Origin of the sequence: Atopobium sp. oral taxon 810 str. F0209, from assembly GCF_000466405.1 — a bacterium.
Lineage (GTDB): Bacteria > Actinomycetota > Coriobacteriia > Coriobacteriales > Atopobiaceae > Olegusella.
Genome location: NZ_KE952948.1, coordinates 72,850 through 90,762 on the forward strand (window position 1 = coordinate 72,850; position 17,913 = coordinate 90,762).

At 50.8% G+C, this 17,913-nt stretch carries 13 protein-coding genes; 4 read left to right on the forward strand and 9 right to left on the reverse strand.

Going from position 1 to position 17,913, the window contains the following annotated elements; genetic code table 11:
- Genes HMPREF9069_RS08835 through HMPREF9069_RS04165 form a run of 4 tightly spaced genes read right to left on the reverse strand, consistent with a single transcriptional unit; the run spans position 1 to position 4,556 of the window.
- A complete protein-coding gene (locus tag HMPREF9069_RS08835; RefSeq protein WP_051317782.1) occupies positions 1 to 954 on the reverse strand; it encodes a type II secretion system F family protein in 954 nt (317 codons plus the stop codon).
- Positions 933 to 2,276 (reverse strand): TadA family conjugal transfer-associated ATPase, encoded by a 1,344-nt coding sequence (locus HMPREF9069_RS04155; protein ID WP_021625908.1) that lies wholly within the window; start codon positions 2,274 to 2,276, stop codon positions 933 to 935. Before HMPREF9069_RS04155 ends, HMPREF9069_RS08835 begins: the two co-directional genes overlap by 22 nt.
- Positions 2,273 to 3,781 carry a MinD/ParA family ATP-binding protein gene (locus HMPREF9069_RS08840; RefSeq protein WP_021625909.1) on the reverse strand — a complete coding sequence of 503 codons (1,509 nt, stop codon included), beginning with the start codon at positions 3,779 to 3,781 and terminating at the stop codon, positions 2,273 to 2,275. The genes HMPREF9069_RS04155 and HMPREF9069_RS08840 overlap by 4 nt, the downstream gene beginning before the upstream one ends.
- Complete coding sequence (locus HMPREF9069_RS04165; protein ID WP_084170314.1) at positions 3,774 to 4,556, reverse strand: SAF domain-containing protein; 783 nt, start codon at positions 4,554 to 4,556, stop codon at positions 3,774 to 3,776. Before HMPREF9069_RS04165 ends, HMPREF9069_RS08840 begins: the two co-directional genes overlap by 8 nt.
- A gap of 261 nt (positions 4,557 to 4,817) precedes the next feature.
- On the opposite strand from HMPREF9069_RS04165, the gene HMPREF9069_RS04170 reads away from it, so the two are divergent.
- Positions 4,818 to 6,239 carry a putative endonuclease domain-containing protein gene (locus HMPREF9069_RS04170; RefSeq protein ID WP_021625912.1) on the forward strand — a complete coding sequence of 474 codons (1,422 nt, stop codon included), beginning with the start codon at positions 4,818 to 4,820 and terminating at the stop codon, positions 6,237 to 6,239.
- Between the two features lie 241 nt (positions 6,240 to 6,480).
- Here HMPREF9069_RS04170 and rsgA read toward each other — a convergent pair whose 3' ends face one another.
- The 3 genes from rsgA to HMPREF9069_RS04185 form a co-directional block, all read right to left on the reverse strand.
- Positions 6,481 to 7,698 (reverse strand): ribosome small subunit-dependent GTPase A, encoded by a 1,218-nt coding sequence (gene rsgA / locus HMPREF9069_RS04175; protein WP_035438427.1) that lies wholly within the window; start codon positions 7,696 to 7,698, stop codon positions 6,481 to 6,483.
- A 1-nt stretch (position 7,699) separates the two neighbouring features.
- Positions 7,700 to 10,381: a cation-translocating P-type ATPase gene (locus HMPREF9069_RS04180; protein ID WP_035438429.1), complete on the reverse strand. Its 2,682-nt coding sequence runs from the start codon at positions 10,379 to 10,381 to the stop codon at positions 7,700 to 7,702.
- 141 nt (positions 10,382 to 10,522) lie between these two features.
- Positions 10,523 to 11,005, reverse strand: a complete 483-nt coding sequence (locus HMPREF9069_RS04185) for a NanQ anomerase/TabA/YiaL family protein (RefSeq protein WP_035438431.1) — start codon at positions 11,003 to 11,005, stop codon at positions 10,523 to 10,525.
- Between the two features lie 180 nt (positions 11,006 to 11,185).
- Between HMPREF9069_RS04185 and HMPREF9069_RS04190 the strand changes: the two genes are divergently transcribed.
- Entirely contained in the window at positions 11,186 to 12,190 is a 1,005-nt protein-coding gene (locus tag HMPREF9069_RS04190) for a 2-hydroxyacid dehydrogenase (RefSeq protein ID WP_021625916.1), read from the forward strand.
- 161 nt (positions 12,191 to 12,351) lie between these two features.
- The gene (pyk, locus tag HMPREF9069_RS04195; protein WP_021625918.1) at positions 12,352 to 13,791 is read left to right on the forward strand and encodes a pyruvate kinase; all 1,440 of its coding nucleotides are present in this window, start codon (positions 12,352 to 12,354) and stop codon (positions 13,789 to 13,791) included.
- A 180-nt stretch (positions 13,792 to 13,971) separates the two neighbouring features.
- Here the strand turns inward: pyk and HMPREF9069_RS04200 are convergent, their stop codons facing one another.
- Together HMPREF9069_RS04200 and HMPREF9069_RS04205 are read right to left on the reverse strand one after the other, a co-directional pair.
- Positions 13,972 to 15,348 (reverse strand): alpha-amylase family glycosyl hydrolase, encoded by a 1,377-nt coding sequence (locus HMPREF9069_RS04200; protein ID WP_021625919.1) that lies wholly within the window; start codon positions 15,346 to 15,348, stop codon positions 13,972 to 13,974.
- A 40-nt stretch (positions 15,349 to 15,388) separates the two neighbouring features.
- Positions 15,389 to 16,144 (reverse strand): GntR family transcriptional regulator, encoded by a 756-nt coding sequence (locus tag HMPREF9069_RS04205; RefSeq protein WP_021625920.1) that lies wholly within the window; start codon positions 16,142 to 16,144, stop codon positions 15,389 to 15,391.
- A 206-nt stretch (positions 16,145 to 16,350) separates the two neighbouring features.
- Here HMPREF9069_RS04205 and HMPREF9069_RS04210 point away from each other — a divergent pair, with 206 nt between their 5' ends.
- On the forward strand, positions 16,351 to 17,772 hold the full coding sequence (locus tag HMPREF9069_RS04210; RefSeq protein ID WP_021625921.1) for an amidophosphoribosyltransferase: 1,422 nt from the start codon (positions 16,351 to 16,353) through the stop codon (positions 17,770 to 17,772).
- Positions 17,773 to 17,913 lie beyond the last annotated feature (141 nt).

Sequence of the window (17,913 nt, forward strand, 5' to 3'; positions counted from 1 at the left end):
TCAAATCACCCCTTTCATCAAGCGCCGTACAATAAAGAGTGCCAATCCGTCCATAAGCAATGCAACAATTACGCTTCCTGCTCCTGCTGGCGTGCCAAGTCCTGCTTGAAAATCTGGAGAGAGCAGGGAAAGTAAAGCAACCATGACGAGCGGAAGGAGACAAACAATCCTCACCGAAAGCCGAACCTGCGCTGTTTTAACTGCCAAAAGGCGTTCAAGCTCCCCTTGCTTTTCTGCAAGTTCTGCAGATGTTTGCAAAAGGCTGCGCAAAGGACTGCCTGTGCGTTGAGATACGAGTAAAGCAGTAATTACTAGGCCCATACGAGGAACTACTAGTTCGTCTTCTAGCAGATAGAGCGCTTCTTGTACTGAATCACCGCAGCGTAGACGCATGGCAACGCGCGAAAAGGCTTCAGCTGTAGGCCCCTGCCCATGAGAACCCACGTAATCGATTGCTTGCGCAAGCGTCTCACCAGATGATAAAGCCAATGCGAGGGCTCGCAATGCATCAGGCATTTCTTTAGCGAGTTGTATCTCACGCTTGCGCCTGCAGGCCGCATCCCAAATTGGTAGCGCCACCATCAGGGCAAATACAGGAACACACATACCTACAGGTGAGCAAGAAAATAACAGACATATGAGAGCTGCAATACTATCTGCCAACAGTAATGCAGCACAGGCTTGCTCTCTGCTGAGCAAAGGTTTCAGTTGCGAGAGCTGATGTGCAAGCACATCAGAAGCCGCTTGCCATGCCTGCAACTTAAGGAGCATGCGTATAGGTCCAACTCGAGAACAAATGTCACAGACATGAACAAAGTGGCGCCAGACAACTCGCAAACGAATGCTTACAGGAGCAAGGAGGGACGCATTGCCACGATCTATGAGTACAAAGCTGGCAATCCACGTAAGAATGCCACAGCTTGCACAAAGAGCTATGCCAGCATATGCCGCCATCGTGCCACCTCCTCTTCATTAATCACACCCTCCTCAATACCCCGTGCGATAAAGTCTGGTTCTCGCTTGAGAGTCCAAGTATCAGATGCCACATCATAGGAAACGCACTCATCTAACTGAACGCCTCCTGTAGAGCTGCGACCAACTTCAGACATTGCAGTAATGCGGCGCTGGCCTGAGGGAAGGCGTCTGCCCATCACAATGAAATCGAGGGCACTCGTAATTTGCTCTTCAATGATGTCAGCAGGCAAATCCATGCCAAACCGTGCCATCAATACCAAGCGCAGTACTGCTTCCTCAGCTGTACCTGCATGCAGCGTGGTTAGTGAACCATCATGGCCAGTATTCATGGCCTGCAACATATCAATTGCTTCACCACCGCGGACCTCACCAACAACAATCCGATCTGGTCTCATACGCAAGGAGTTCTTTACTAAATCTCGAATGGTAATAGCGCCAGAACCTTCAATAGATGCATCACGCGCTTCCAGGCGCACAACATCTGGATGAGCCTCAAATCTCAACTCGGCAGAGTCCTCGATAGTCACAATTCGCTCGCCGATACCAATCTCACAAGAAAGTGCATTGAGCAGTGTGGTCTTGCCCGAACCTGTACCCCCTGCCACAGCAATATCTTGTCGCAGACGAACCGCCCAGCTCAGCAACTTGGCATACCATTTGGGCAATGAGCCAAGACGCACCAACTCTGCCAAAGAAGTAATGCGATTAGAAAACTTTCTAATGGTCATAGAAGGGCCGTCAATTGCAATGGGAGCGGCCACCGCATTAACACGATCACCATTGGCAAGTCGGGCATTAACTATGGGACTCGCACGATCTAGGCGACGACCTAAAGGCGCCAATATGCGATCAATCACCACCATGACCTGCTCTGCCGAATCAAAAGCAAGCTCAGATGGATAGATTTGCCCTTCTTTTTCAAAGAAAAGCGCTTGGGGACCATTAACCATTACTTCAGTTACGCGCTCATCATCAAGCAGACTCTGCAGGGGACCCAATCCGCAAATCTCATCAAGAACCTGCGTGATGAGCAGCTCGTGTTCCTCGGCAGAAAGCCCCAGATAAAGCTGGCCATGTAGGAGACTCTGACAACATACGCGCAACTCAGATCGAGCTAAGGTCATGTCAGTACCGCCCACCAACTGGGACATAGTCTCAAGCCCCAAACGATCGACCACATCCCGCTTGAGCTGCCAACGCAGCTTACCTAGACGTTCTCGTCGCGCTTTGTCCTCTGCCGTCTCGCCTTGCTGACAACAGGTAAGTTTTTCTTGTTCTAAAACTCTCTCGAGAACGCTCATGAGCCCACCTTCTTTCGAAAGAGCCTAAAGGGTCGACGAGAAGTTTGTGGATCAATAACGGACTCCTGAGCTGCGGGAATATCGGGAAGCCTGCCTGCCTCGCTTAGTATTTGGGCAAGCAAGTAGGCAGCCGAACGCACAAAATCAGAGTCAAGCTGTGCAAGCTCTTGGGCTTTTCCTGCAGCAAGTAACTCTGCTACTTCAGGGCCACCCTCAAGCACCCGTACGGCCCGCGCAGTTTCTAGCCCTACCTCAGCGCGACCTGCCATAAGGTCGAACTTCGTTCTACGATCACCCCGATTGGCCACACGCACAATACGTGTGCGAGCAACGCCCAGTCGCACCGCCAACGCCGAGGTTCGTGCCAGCGAACCAAAACCGCCTGCATATTCATCGTGTACCAGCAGCAAGCGATCACAGAGTTGGAACGCTTGAGCCACTGCATCGGTACAGGTAGATGATGTATCCACAAGTACCACATCATAGGCAGAGGCTGCAGTCAGCAATAATTTTTCAACCAAAGGAGAGATGCTCTCAGCCGACTCAGGACGCGCACATGGCCCCCAAAGGCGGATATTTTCTGCTGCTTGAATGCTCGCCTTCTCAAGCAAATCTTTATTACTCTTAGCACCAATTCCAACTTCAGATTCACCGCGAACATGACGAGCCGCACCAAACATACCGAGCTTCAAGGTCTCCATAGCTGCCAGGCGCGGCAAACCAAAAAGCGAGAAAAGATTGCCACAGGCAAGGTCAAGATCAAAAAGTGCAACTTTCATACCCCAAGAAGCAGCAATAAGCGCAGTCATTGCTGCAAGTGCGGTCTTTCCCACACCCCCGCGTCCAGACCCAAATACAAAAATTGGCGCTGCTTCACCTGGATTTTCTATACGTTCAGTCTCCGCAAGCCCCGTCTGCGGTGCAACAACGGAGGACTGGTCTTCCTCATGTGAGTTTGTATGTTTAGCGGTTGTAGTCACACCGCAAGACGGCAGTTGAGTGGGAAAATCGCTGGATTCCCGTAGTTTTTCTTCCTCAGATTGCTCTGTACACTCTTCTTCAGACCACCTAGTATGTTCTTTCTCGAATTGCTCTGCGTGTTCTTCCCTGGGCTGCTCCACATGTTTTGTCGCAGGTTGCCCAGCATGTTTTTCTTCAGATTGCTCTGTACACATGAGCTTCTCTAGATCAATAACTCTGTCTACCTTTGCTTGCCCTGCATGCGAAAGCAAGGACTGAGATGGATTCTTCGTCACCAAAACTACGCGACGAGCATAGCCATCATGTGCCAATGCAGCTGCCAGATTAAGGTCCGAAACTCCCTCATCGCAGGCACCCACAATTGCCGAGTACCTGTGTATTTTTTCCTCACAAAGCAAAGACCTCAGTCGCCAAGCACTGGGAACAAAGATAAGTTTTGCGTTGGTATCAATAGACTGAGCTGCAAGTTTGAGTTCATCGCGAGCTTTGAGAGCACAGTAAGCAAACCAGATGTTTTCACTCATGGGTATCATCCTTTTGATTGGGAGCGGCGACACTTTCGTTGACTGGAGTTTCTGTTGGTGACGCAGCATCCTCAGCGGCCTGAGCTTTTTCCTCAGGTTCTTCTTGCTCGCTAAGTTCAGGAGCCGTTGGTGCACTCGCCTTACCAGCAATATCAACAGCAGGAATAACCAAACGTAGATCCCCTGCTGCACTTGCTGCAAGGACTGCTGATACCCCATCGGGTGGTACCGCCAGCGTCACTTGTGCTCCACTCAAACTGGCATTTGCGCTCGGCTGCGAAAGCACTTGCATGCCTTTTGCAATGAGTGACGTCCCATCTTTTGACACTTGATATGCCTCGAGACTTGCGCCTTGGCTAAGATTACGAGGGATACCAAGTTTGTCTGTAATGGGAAGAGTCAACGCTACGTGACCCGCAGGTACATCTGCCATCGTTTCATTTGCACGGAAATTCAACTTGGTAAGAGGTACGCCCTTAGCTGCAGGGACACTGATCTCCTTACCCAATGTCTCATCCAAGCTTACCAACGCACCATCGGGCGCCAAATCTGCCAACCAATCGCGTGTCGTAACGTTTGCCTGTGTAACGATATCGCCCGGCTCGAGATCTTCGCTCGTAACCACAAGCGTGACAACCTCCCCTCCATAGCGAGCAATGGCCTCCGAGCGCACACGTTCTGCTTCGCCACGCACATGGTCAGCATAAAGAGCACAAAGCATCATGCTCAAAACAGAGCAGGCTAAAGCGAAAATAAGGCGAAAACGCTTTGACATTCTCATCCTTCCCAGTCAGCGCAAGGGCGTTATCAGCGCAAGAGCGTCGGTTTCTTATGCGCTTCTATTTTTGACTGAGAAAGCGCCTGCTTGAACTGGGTATTTCTATTTGGGTTGTCCAAAACTGCATGGCAGCTGGCACTAAACTGACAAAGTTTTCTTCATCGCCAGCTCGCATGCCTTAAAACTTATTTATGAAAACAGCGGTCAAATCACCATGAGCCTGCCTCAACTCATAACAAAATTTTTGCAAAAGATGTATTGGTTTCCCTATGCTGCGGCTTTGCGAAAAAGCAAAACATCGCGATACCATTCGCCCTTCACGAACCCTCCAAAAGGCAGCCATGGGCAAGTTTATGGCAAGCTGTAATCCCAAAGTACGCAAACCACACAGAGAAATTTCGCCAAGCTTTAGGCAGTCTAACTGCAGTTATCGTCCAAGCTAAATCCAAGATGCGTTTGTTACGGTATCGCTTTATCCCCAAGCAAGGAGGCCGACAAATGCACCATATACTGACCCATCAAAGCGCCCGAGACTATTACCGTCTTGCAGCTGCAGGCCTACTTCCCTTGCCATACAATTCAACGGCATCATATTGCAAAAATTCAGTAGCTCTGCTCTCCTGTACTCACTTCAATATCGCCGTTCTGCTTCGCCATGCTCTGCTTCCCATATCAAAAGAAGCGGCCCAGAATGCAAAGTCCACACCCTGTGAAGAACTGATTTACAAAGCTATACAAGATGAACTCGACTATGAACTAGAAAAGCCTCTGCAATTTTTAGTGCGCCCTAAAAAACGCTGCCATAAGTCCCATGCCTATTTTTATCGAAGCTGTAATTGGAAGCTTCCCCAGGGCAGTTTCTACAAGCTTAGTGCCAACGAATCTATCGTCTCTCCTGAATTACTGTTTCTCCAAATGGCAGCTCAGCTGGTTGAACTCCACCTTGTTGTGGCGTTTGGCTGTGAACTTGCCGGTCGCTATGCTTTGCTTCCAAAAGGATTGGTTTCAATAGCAAAGCAAACACAAAATACCAGTTCAACTACTATGAAATCAACGAAACCTTCGCACTTTGACGGCTATGTTGAGTGCGCTAGACGCACTACCGCCAGCAAACTTAGTGAATATATTCATCAAGTAGAATCTGCAAACTCACACATCACCATTCCAGGGCTAAGTATCGCCAAACGAGCGCTGCGCTATATAAAAGACGGCAGCAGATCTCCGATGGAAACGTACTGTTCGGTTCAGCTTCGTCTGCCCAGAGCATCCGGTGGTTTTGGCGCAAGCAATGCAAAATTCAACGTTCGAATAAATATTGACTTGAGTTGGCAATATATATTGAAAAAGCCATATCTCGTGGTAGATGCTCTATTTCGTGCGCGCAATGCTCACACTCAAAGAAAGTGTCGGGATAGCGTCATTGAGTTCAACGGGCGCCGCTGGCATGGAGCGCACCCGCAGATGAACGAAGACAATCTTCGTAGACACGCTCTCGAGAACGCTGGATACGACGTGAGATTCATTACAGGTCGAGATTTTTACGATTTTCGTACATGGAACATGATTGGGGAATCAATTTGTTATGCAACTGGCATCTTTCTTCGTCCTGCTTCACAAAAAATGATAAATAAGCGCCGACAAGTTCATCGGGATTTTTGTAACGATGAGTGCCTGAGATAAGGGTTACATTACCTCAGACCCGCATTACTAAAAATAATTAGCCCCGAGGAGGCATTTTTGTTCGCATCCCTACCAAAAACGCTTCCTCGGGGCTAAAAATTTGAACTATCTGGGGACGGAGGACTCTGTGGGGTGGCAGACCGTGCGGGATGGAGGGCTGTGCCGCGGGAAGGACTCTGTGGGATGGCAGGCCGTGCGGGCTGGATGGCCGCGTGGGGTGGAGGGCCGTGCAAAGAGAAAACTATAGGGTGACGTCGGGGTCGAGAGTAGATAAGCTGGTGCGCATTTCAGCAGCAAGGGAAAGATAGGCCGACAGAGCCTCTTCACTAAATTCCCCATCGGATAAAGCATCTTGTACAGCACAACCAGGCTCATGAGTATGCGTACAATCCCTAAACCGACAACCCATAGCTGCCCGCGCGATTGCAGGAAAGACCAGCGCAAGACCACGCTCATGCCCCACCAAAGGCAAAGACCTCAAACCTGGTTCGTCTACGATAATGCCTCCACTAGGAAGCAAAACCATACGGCGCGCAACCGTCGTATGGCGTCCCGCATCATCCCGCGACCGCACAGCGCCCGTCTCGAGAGACTCACGTCCCAGCAAAGTATTAAGCAACGACGATTTGCCCGCACCAGACTCACCCAGCACAATAGCAACCGTACCAGCAGGTACCAATGCCCTCACAGCATCAACACCCCAGCCAGCCTTTGAAGACGTCAAAGCCAACGAAACATCAACGCCCAACACCGCTTTTACCGTCGCCTCAGCCGCAGCTAATTCATCTGTCCCCACGCGATCGACTTTGGTGAGAATCACGGCGACCCTAGCACCACAGTCACGCGCCACAACAGCAGGACGAGCAACACGATCGGCAGTAACCGCTCGCTCTCCCATCGCAAGAGCAATCAACACAACATCAACGTTGGCTGCAAGGGTTTGTTTTTCTCCGCGAGATTTACCACGCCAACGGGCAATATCACTTTCGCGAGGCAATACTGCCTCAATCACACCCATTTCGTGCTGCTCAGGCACACGCAAAATCACCCAATCGCCCACAGCAACGCGCGTTGAAGCCGAGAGTTCTGCTCCTACATGACCTGCAAGTTTTACAGCAGCAAGCTTGTGGCTTCCCGCCTTGGAAAGTCCCACTGAAAACTCGGCGCGTATCAAACCGTCTTTCCATGCAATCGCAGGAAAACCGCGGTCCAAACGTACTACACAGCCCAAATACAACTCGCACTCAGCAGCTTCATCCGCCTCGCTCATAGCAACTACAGCAGCTGCAAAAGCCTCTTGCTGCGCCACACTCGGATGCAATGCCTCAAAATCTGGCACATCAGCGAGAGAGGAAAGCGCTGGCAGGACCTCTACAACCCCACCAGCGCTCATTTCTTTTGTGCGACGCCGCGAAGCGCCTACACGAGACTGAGACTTTTTTGAAAGTCGACGAGTCACCTTACTCCTCGCTCTTGCCAAGCTTACGCATGACAAGCTTGTAAATCTCCACGATAGGAATGATAAGCAGAGCCAAGCCCAAAGACATCAGATAGTGTGTCATATCAAGCTCAGCAAAGCCAAAGACCGTGGCAAGCGGCGTCTCAATTACCACCCAAGTCAGCAGCAGCGCAACAGCAAAGGCACCCCATGCCCAAGCATTTTGCGTAGGCAAACCAAAGATAGAATTGCGACGACTGCGCATGTTGAAGGAGTGGAACATCTCGACCATCGACAGAGTCAAAAACGCCATGGTCATACCCATAACACCATTTTTGTCACTAGCAACTGCATCAGCCAGAGGCACACCAGCAGCCTGAATACCAATGAAGTAAGCCGCCAGGGTCAAGCAGGAAATTGCCACACCCTGGAAAAGCGTATCGGCACCCATTCCATTAGCAAAGATGCCATCTTGGCTCTTGCGGGGACGACGGCGCATAATATCTGGCTCAGCTGCCTCCATGCACATAGCAAGTGCAGGCAAGGAGTCAGTAATAAGGTTAATCCACAGCAGATGTGTCGGCTCAAGGATGGTAAAGCCAATCAACGACGCGATAAAGACAACTACAACCTCAGCAAGATTAGAGGAAAGCAAAAACTGAATCGCCTTGCGGATGTTGTCATAGATACGGCGGCCTTCTTCGATAGCGCCAATGATAGTGGCGAAGTTGTCGTCAGCCAGCACCATATCGGCTACGCCCTTGGTAACGTCAGTACCCGTGATACCCATACCAACGCCGATATCAGAACGCTTGATAGAGGGGGCATCGTTAACGCCGTCGCCAGTCATAGCAACAACCATGCCCTTCTTCTTCCAGGTATCAACAATACGAGTCTTGTGCTCGGGCTGAACACGCGCGTAGACGCCAATATCCTCAATGCGCTTGTCAAATTCCTCGTCGGACAGACGATCGAGCTCTGCGCCTGTAATAGCCTCATCGCGCCCCATTACGATGCCGAGCTCTTTGGCAATAGCAACAGCGGTATCGATGTGGTCACCGGTAATCATCACCACTCGCATACCAGCGCCATGGGCTTCTTCAATTGCAGCTTTAACCTCAGGACGAACTGGGTCAATCATGCCGCAAAGACCAATAAAGGTCATATCGTGCTCAAGGTCAGCCGCAGCATAACTCGCAGGCTCAGTCTTGCCATAGTTAACGCGCGCTGCTGCCATAACACGCAAAGCGTCGTCAGCCATGAGCTTGTTCTGCTCCATGATGGTGGCACGCCACTCATCGGTCATCGGCACGACACCGTCTTTGGTCTGCATCTTTGTGCAGCGAGCAAGCACAACATCGGGACCGCCCTTGGTGTGCTGGATATAATCACCATCAGGTGAAAGATTGACCACAGACATCATCTTGCGACCAGAGTCAAAGGGCGCCTCGCCCGCACGGGGATTCGCATAGTCAAGATCATCAGACAAAAATCCCAATTTGGCAGCATCTGCAACAAGAGCTGCTTCGGTTGGCTCACCAATAGCCTTCTCTGCAGCAACATCCCACTTTGCATCCGAGCAGAGCGCCATGCAGCGCACAAGGCGGTCAAGGTTTTCAGAGTAATGACGCACGACCGTCATCTTGTTTTGGGTCAGGGTACCTGTCTTATCGGAGCAAATCACCTGCGTGCAGCCCAAAGTTTCAACAGCGTTCATCTTGCGAACGATGGCATTGCGACGGCTCATCTTGGTAACACCAATGGAAAGAGCAATAGTCACAACCGCAACGAGACCCTCAGGAATAGCGGCAACTGCCAATGAAACAGCAACCATAAAGGTATTCAAAACCTCAGGTACATTTGAGAAGAATGCAAGGCCACCGTGCTGGATAACACCCACTAAAAAGACCACAGCACAAATGCCCACAACAAGCTTGGTAAGAATACCCGAAAGCTCGTTAAGCTTGACTTGCAGGGGCGTGAGTTCATCTTTTGCCTGTGCAATAGCATCGGCAATTTTACCCATCTCGGTCTGCATGCCAGTCGCTACCACTACAGCACGACCGCGACCATATACCACCGTCGAGCCCATGTAGCACATGTTTTTACGATCGCCCAGAGGCACATCGTCATTGCCTGCAGGAAGCCCAAGCACCTCGGCAATCTTGTTGGCAGGTACCGACTCGCCCGTCAGCGCCGACTCTTCGATCTTGAGAGAAGCGCTCTCCAAAATACGACAGTCAGCAGGCACTGCATCGCCCGCCTCAAGCACAACAATATCGCCTGGAACTAGATCGGCTGATGCTACAACAATCTGTCTGCCATCACGGATTACCTTGGACTGAGCAGCACTCATCTCCTGCAGCGCCGCAAGGGCATTTTCGGCCTGATACTCCTGTACCACACCCAACACAGAGTTGAGAACAACAACAAACATGATGATAAAGACATCAGCAAAGTCCGCTTCGCCCTGAGCCATGCCTGTAGCTGCGGAAATAATAGCAGCAATGATAAGCATGATGACCATGGGGTCGGCCATCATCGAGAAGAAACACTTCCACAGTGGGTCCTTCTCTGCTTCCTTAAGCTTGTTTTGGCCAATTTTTTCAAGACGAGCTGCGGCTTCAGTTGCGGCAAGACCCACCTCTTCGGACGAAGCCTGCTTTTGCAGCACCTCGCGCGAACTCTCTAGGTACTCTTTCACGTGTCCCTCCTGGCTATCTTGGCTGCTCAAAGCAGCCCCTCTCCTCGCTTGGCGCTAGGTGCCCGATAATAATTCCCCAGGAGGGGCAAGGGCTCACCCACAATTACGACGAAGCGCTTATAACAACCTCAGTATTTTATCCTACTCATCCCAAAACTTATCGCCCAAGACCTTAAAGCAAATCTTTTTGACAGCTGCAGGTGTGGCGCCTGGCACTGTCAATGTTGGCATATGCGGCTCGCCTGCAACAAAGAGAGCAAAGCGCCCATGAGCAAGCGTGCCATCAATCACATCGGCTCCTTCTGCAGCATCTGCCAGCTGAAAATCGTCCTGCTCGTTAAACTCAGCTCTTTGTATCACCGGACCAGGCGTGACCTTAAAGCATTCCTCGCCCTCCAAATCGACCTGCAAATCCATATAGCGGCGGTGCCATTCATAGTGTGCATCTTGGGCATAACGCGTCGTTGCACTCATCACGTTGGCAAATACACGTTTCCCATCAATTTCATTAGTTCCTAGGGGCAGCTCGCGCATATCATGCGAGTCAAGCCAGTCAATCAGCACGTCCAAACCCTTGTACAAACCGCGATAACGATTGAGTTTGCTCAGTCCGTCGTAAATCATGGCTCTCCTCATCTCCACACGCCGCCTACTGAAGCAGAACTAATTTGTCGTGCAATTCCTAGGATAGACCTCCCTTGGGTTGCTCATACGCTAGAATTAGAGTAAGTCCGAGCAGGTTGTGCAAAAGTCCAGGACCGACCTGGATATGCGCGCACGTCTTTTAAGAAAGGACGCTACACCATGAGGATTCTTTTTTACGGTACCGCCAGCTACGACCAAGAGTCATTCGAGAAGGAAATCGCTGATTTCCCCGATGTCAAGATTGACTACACCGAGACCAACTTGACACCTATGACCGCAGCTCTTGCCCGCGGTTATGATGCTGTCTGCGCCTTTGTCAACGCTGACATCTCGGCTATGACCCTTGAGATTCTCAAGGGCTTTGGTATCGGTTTGGTACTCATGCGTTGTGCTGGCTTTGACGCCGTCAACGTTCCTATGGCAACCGAGCTCGGTATCAAGGTTACCCGCGTTCCTGCTTACTCCCCCGAGGCCATTGCCGAGCACGCGATGGCACTAGGCCAGGCAGCCAACCGTCGTATCCACAAGGGTTATATCCGCGTCCGCGAGAACGACTTTGCCCTTGATGGTCTGGTTGGCGAGACTTTGCATGGCAAGACCGCGGGCATTGTTGGCACTGGTCGCATTGGTGCTGCTCTTTGCCGCATCTGCAAGGGCTATGGCATGACCGTCTTGGGTTCTGACCTCTATCCCAACCAAGCACTCGTTGATGAAGAGCACGTTGTTGATGAGTATGTCGACTATGACGAGCTGTATCGTCGCTCCGACTTCATCAGTCTCCATGCCTTCCTTAACAAGGATAGCTACCATCTCATCGACGATGAGGCTATCGACAAGATGAAGCCCGGCGTCATCTTTGTTAATACTGGTCGTGGCGCATTGGTAGATACCCAGGCGCTCATCCGCGGCATCATCTCTGGCAAGATTGGCGCTGCTGGCCTGGACGTTTACGAAGAAGAAAATGCCAACGTCTATCAAAATCGTTCTGGCGAGGTTGTCGACTCCGTTACTGCACGTCTGTGCTCTTTCCCCAACGTTGTTATGACCTCTCATCAGGCATTCTTCACTCGCGAGGCGCTCTCTCAGATTGCCCGTGTCACCTTGGAGAACGCTCAGCACTACGCTCATGAAGAGGAGTTCATCCCCCGCAGCGTTGTTTGCTAAATAATTGATATGTGTAAGCCCTGTGCGGGCGCGTGAAGCCTTTGTGCCTTTGCGCGCCCGCGCTCTTAGGCGGGTATCATATGCCGTCGTCTTTGTGAAGGAAGACAAGCCATGCTCTAGTATTAAATCAACATGGCAGTAGGTTTTATGATAGGAGTTCGATGAATAAGCGCACCAAAATCGTTTGCACCATGGGTCCTGCTACCGAAAGCGACGATGTTCTTCGCCAGCTCATTGTGGGCGGCATGAACGTTGCTCGCTTTAACTTCAGCCATGGTAGCCATGAATATCACCGCAAGAATATTGAGCGTGTTCGCAATATTTCCCGCGAGCTGGGTCTACCTGTTGCCATCATGCTTGACACCAAGGGTCCTGAGGTTCGCACAGGCGAGCTCGAGGGTCATCAGAAAGTCACGCTCCAAACAGGCGGCAAAGTTATCGTAACTACCGATACCAGCGTCCCTGGCAATGCCGAACGCTTCTCCCTTGACTACAAAGAACTTCCCAACGAGGTCACCAAGGGTTCCATCATTTTGGTAGATGATGGTCTGATTGGCCTTGAGGTTGACCACGCTGAGGGCAACGAAATTTTCTGCGATATCGTTAATGGTGGTGAACTAGGCGAAAAGAAGGGTGTCAACGTCCCTAATGTCGAGATTGGTTTGCCTTCGGTTACCGAGCAGGATCGTGCCGACATCATGTTTGGTTGCGAGTTGGGTATTGACGCAATCGCTGCTTCCTTTATCCGTAACGCCGAAGCAGTACGCGAGATTCGCAAGATTTGTGCCGATGCTGGTAACTTTGGTGTTCTCATTCTTCCCAAGATTGAGAGTTCACTGGGCGTCAAGAACTTTGACGAAATTTTGGCAGTATCCGACGGCATTATGGTTGCCCGTGGCGACTTAGGTGTTGAGGTACCTTCCGAACAGGTACCCCACATCCAAAAGCAGATCATCCACAAGTGCAATGCTGCTTACAAGCCTGTTATCACGGCCACTCAGATGCTTGACTCAATGATTCGCAATCCTCGTCCGACTCGCGCCGAGGTTACCGACGTTGCAAATGCTATTTACGACGGCACCGACTGCGTTATGCTATCTGGCGAGACCGCAGCAGGTAAATACCCCGTCGAGGCAGTCAAGACCATGGCAAACATCTGTGTGGAGACCGAGCGTTACTTGCCCGAGCGTCCTGACTTTACGGAGCGTGGAGGTGTCCGTAATGTCAACTCTGCCATCGGTCACTCCTGCGTTCAGATTGCCGACCAGGTAGATGCCAAGTGTATCATCTGCCCAACTCACTCTGGTCGTACTGCTCGCCTAATTTCTACGTTCCGTCCCCATCTGCCCATTTATGCCATGTCCCCCATTGCCCAGACAGCACGTCGTTGCTGCTTTATGTGGGGTGTTGAGTCCTTCCGCACAACCGAACAGGGGTCTTTATCTGCAACCCTATACAACGCGTTGCAAGTTGCAAAGGCTCATGGGGCGGTTGATTCCAACGATATTGTTGTTATCACTGCAGGCGATGCCCAGACTTCACCTCGCCAAGGCGACTACACCACCTCAACCAACATGGCTATGGTAGCTCAGGTTCAGTAAGCAAAAATTCCCGCGGAAAGGACGCGGGAAGAGGAAGATAGTTCAAGTTTCGACCAATTTCCGTAGATATTTCCGTAGATGGTTCATTCTTCGACTTTTTGAAAAATCTGACCTGCAGTTTTGTAGTCGTTAACCCCGAAGTTTGAACCATCTACGAATCAAGCAGAGAATCAAGCAGAACTAGCGCTCGCAAAGCCAATAGTGACACGAGAAGGCCTCAACCTCGCTACCGCCACCAAAATCATGTTCCTCACCTGTAATGAGATCAGTCGCAAGACCGCAGCCCGCATCAAAATGCAAAGTTACTGGCGCATCAGAAGCGTTAATCGCCACGATGACCCTCTTGCCCTCTGCTGCGCGCTGAAAAACCAATTGCTGAGGCTGGCAAAGCAGTTCATGATAGTCACCCATGGTCAAAACTACACTACCTTCGGACTTGGTACGAGCCGCAATAAGAGAAGCAATCCAGTCAGTAAGCTCATTCCACTCAGGATGCGCATAAGCAGGACGTAGCTCATGGTCTCCAGGCAACTGGTCTGCTTCATAACCCCACTCGCTTGCATAATAGAGGTCGGGCACACCACACATGCCGTACAACAGCCCGTAAATAGGACGCAGTTGGCGTTTGTCGGTAAGTTTGGTAGCAATACGAGGTACGTCGTGGTTATCCACAAAGGTCAGCAGATGCTTGCCTGTATACAAATCCCAAGGCTTGTCACCACTCTGACGCTCAAGAGCATAGGCAATCTCGTGCATATTGGCAGAATTAAAGCTCGACCATAGGCCCTTGTACGCCTCATAGTTATAGACAGAGTCGCACGCACGATCGTTCATCCAGCAGTTGTAGTCGCCAAACATGACCTCACCAATCAGCGGAAACTTCTTGCCACGCTTTTCGCTAAGTTCATCAGCAACTTGACGCAAATATCCCAAGAAACCCGCATCTAGACAAAACGCAACATCTAGACGTACGCCATCTACATCAAACTCACTTTCCCAACCACGCACCACATTGGCAATATATTCATTGAGCTCAAAATTGACATGATTGAGTTTTACTAGGTAATTGACGCCGTTCCAGTCCTCGTAAGAAAAGCCATCGTCATAAACGTTGTTGCCCATCCAATTGATGCAAAACCAACCAGCATAAGGACTGTCCTGCTTGTTTTTAAGCACATCTTGGAAAGCCCAAAAACCGCGACCAACATGATTGAACACACCATCAAAAATAACCGAAATCCCCGCCTCATGAAAAGCAGTAACAAGCTTTTTGAGGTCCTCATTAGTGCCTAAACGTGCATCAACTTTGGTGTAATCGCGCGTATCATAGCCGTGCATATCACTCTCAAAGAGCGGATTAAGCATTACAGAATCACAGCCTAAACGCTGAATGTGCTCGATCCAACCATCATCAATAATATTGAGCAGTCGGTGACCATCGGTAGCATGTGTACCCACCTCCACCTGGCCTTCGGAGCTGCCGTCATTGCGCCAAGGTGCGCCACAAAGACCTAGTGGGTAAATCTGATACATCGCAGATGTCTCATACCAACTCATTGTTTTCTCCACTTCTTATCACAAGCAATACTTGCGAAATTTACTCACCTACCACACCACGCGCACGTCGTGTTTCGTTGGAAATTACACAACGATTAGCAGGCAGCCATACGCTTCCCCATTCAAAGGGCGTTCCATCTTCTAAAAAGACCAACTGATCGAGGTCGAGCACCGGTGCATGCTCATCGCAATCCAGCCAAGCACCACGAGTCTTGCCGGCCGTACGGGCACTGTAGACCATCTCGGACCTACCAACACTTTTGCCGCTTAGACGTTCTACCACAGCAAATAGCGGTTCCTTATCCAAATCCACCTTGTCGAGGCCAGGGCAGGCAGAAAGCGACAGGTGACTCTCGATCAACATCACCGCGCGTTTGCGCACATAACGCACGCGCACTAGATAGAGATATTCCTCACCTACTTCCAACTGCAAATGTTCCGCACATGCAATGTTAGGTTTCTCAACGCGCCGCAACACAACCTTTGTCTCGTAATCAATACCTTGAGCACTCATTGACTCACCAAAAGAAAGTAAGCGATTGGAAGAAGGACGCGCCATAATAGGCTGGGTCACAAAAGTGCCCCGACCCTGCTGTTGCACCAGTAGCCCCTCATCTACCAGCTGCCGAATACCTTTTTGGACAGTCCCGCGAGAAAGTTGCAGCATGTTCATAAGCTCATGCTCAGAAGGAATAGGCTTATTAACGCCCCACTCCTTGGAATAAATTCGTTCGCGCACGTAGTCGGAAACCTGCACATACAAGAGCTTGCCGTCCGACCGGTCAAACTTCGGCATGCCGTTCTCGCCTCGCTCTAATCTAGGTATTGCAACGCTTTACATCATATCGTGAGCAGCACTGCCTTGCTTCCACACCTTGCTATGTTTTTATTAACTTTTGCTGTAAGACCTTACGTAGCTGAAAATTACCCATGCAACGCTCCTATAATTGACACACGTGTCATGTGCACACACGTATTCATAAGGTCAACGAAAGGACCTCCATGGGTGGCTTTTTTGGAGCGGTTTCGCACAAAGACGTTGCGCTCGACGTTTATTTTGGTGTCGATTACCACTCCCACCTTGGTACCAGGCGCGCCGGCATGGTACTGCACGACCCTAGCACGGGTTTTCAACGCAAGATGCACTCTATCGAAAACAGCCCCTTCCGCACAAAGTTTGAGCGCGACCTACAAACCCTCCATGGTCCCTCAGGGATTGGCTGTATCTCAGACAACGACCCTCAACCGCTTATTGTTCGCTCAAGACTAGGGACTTATGCCCTTACCACTGTAGGCTGCATCAACAATACAGCTGAGCTGGTAGATGCCTACATTGCACAAGGTGCTCAGCTCGCTGTTCAAAGCCCTGGTCGCGTCAATAGCACCGAACTTATTGCGGCCCTCATCAATCAAAAAGAGGATTTTGTCGAAGGTATCAAGTACGCCCAGAGCAAGATTGACGGCTCACTTACCCTGCTTATCATGACCGAGGATGGCGCTATTATCGCCGCACGCGATAAGATGGGTCGCCTACCTGTGCTCATTGGCACCAATGAAGACGGCTATGCTGTGTCCTTTGAGTCCTTTGCTTACGAAAAATTGGGTTATACCAACGAACATGAGCTGGGATCAGGTGAGATTGTCCGCGTGACTGCCGAAGGCTGGGAGACTCTCGCAGAGCCTGGCGATGAGATGCGCATTTGTGCCTTCCTCTGGGTTTACTACGGCTATCCCAACTCCAATTACGAAGGTGTCAATGTCGAGACCATGCGTTATCGCAACGGTCATATCATGGCCAAACGCGAGAAGGAAAACGATGGCATCCCCGATGTTGACTTTGTCGCAGGTGTACCCGACTCAGGCCTGCCTCACGGCATCGGCTATGCAAATGAGAGCGGCAAGCCCCTCGCCCGTCCCTTTGTCAAATACACGCCCACCTGGCCTCGCTCTTTTATGCCAGCAAACCAAAACGTACGCAACCGCGTGGCAAAGATGAAGCAAATTCCCGTCCGCGAGCTCATTGAGGACAAGAAGCTTTTGCTGGTTGACGACTCTATCGTGCGCGGCACCCAATTGCGCGAGACGGTTGATTTTCTCTATAGCACTGGCGCTGCCGAAGTACATATGCGTTCTGCTTGTCCGCCCATTATGTATGGCTGCAAGTATCTGTCCTTCTCTCGCTCCAACACCGACCAAGAGCTTATTGCGCGCCGCACCATTCGCGAGCTCGAAGGTGAGGAGGGGGATCAGCACATCGATGAGTATGCTGACCCCACCACAAAGCGCGGTAAATGTCTACTTCGCACCATCTGTGAGGAGCTGGGCTTTGATTCGCTTGGTTTTCAGACCCTTGATGGCATGCTCGAAGCTATCGGCATCGATCGCAAGCTCGTCTGCACCTACTGCTGGGATGGCCGCGAATAACACCACAGTTGCGCGGATTTGCAATCGGTGCCCTCTGCTGACCTGCAAGTCCGCGCGTTACTTTGCACTAGGTGTCAAACGCCACACATCGCTTCAGCCAACCTCGCAGAAGCCACACTTCATTTCATGCTAGGTACCAAA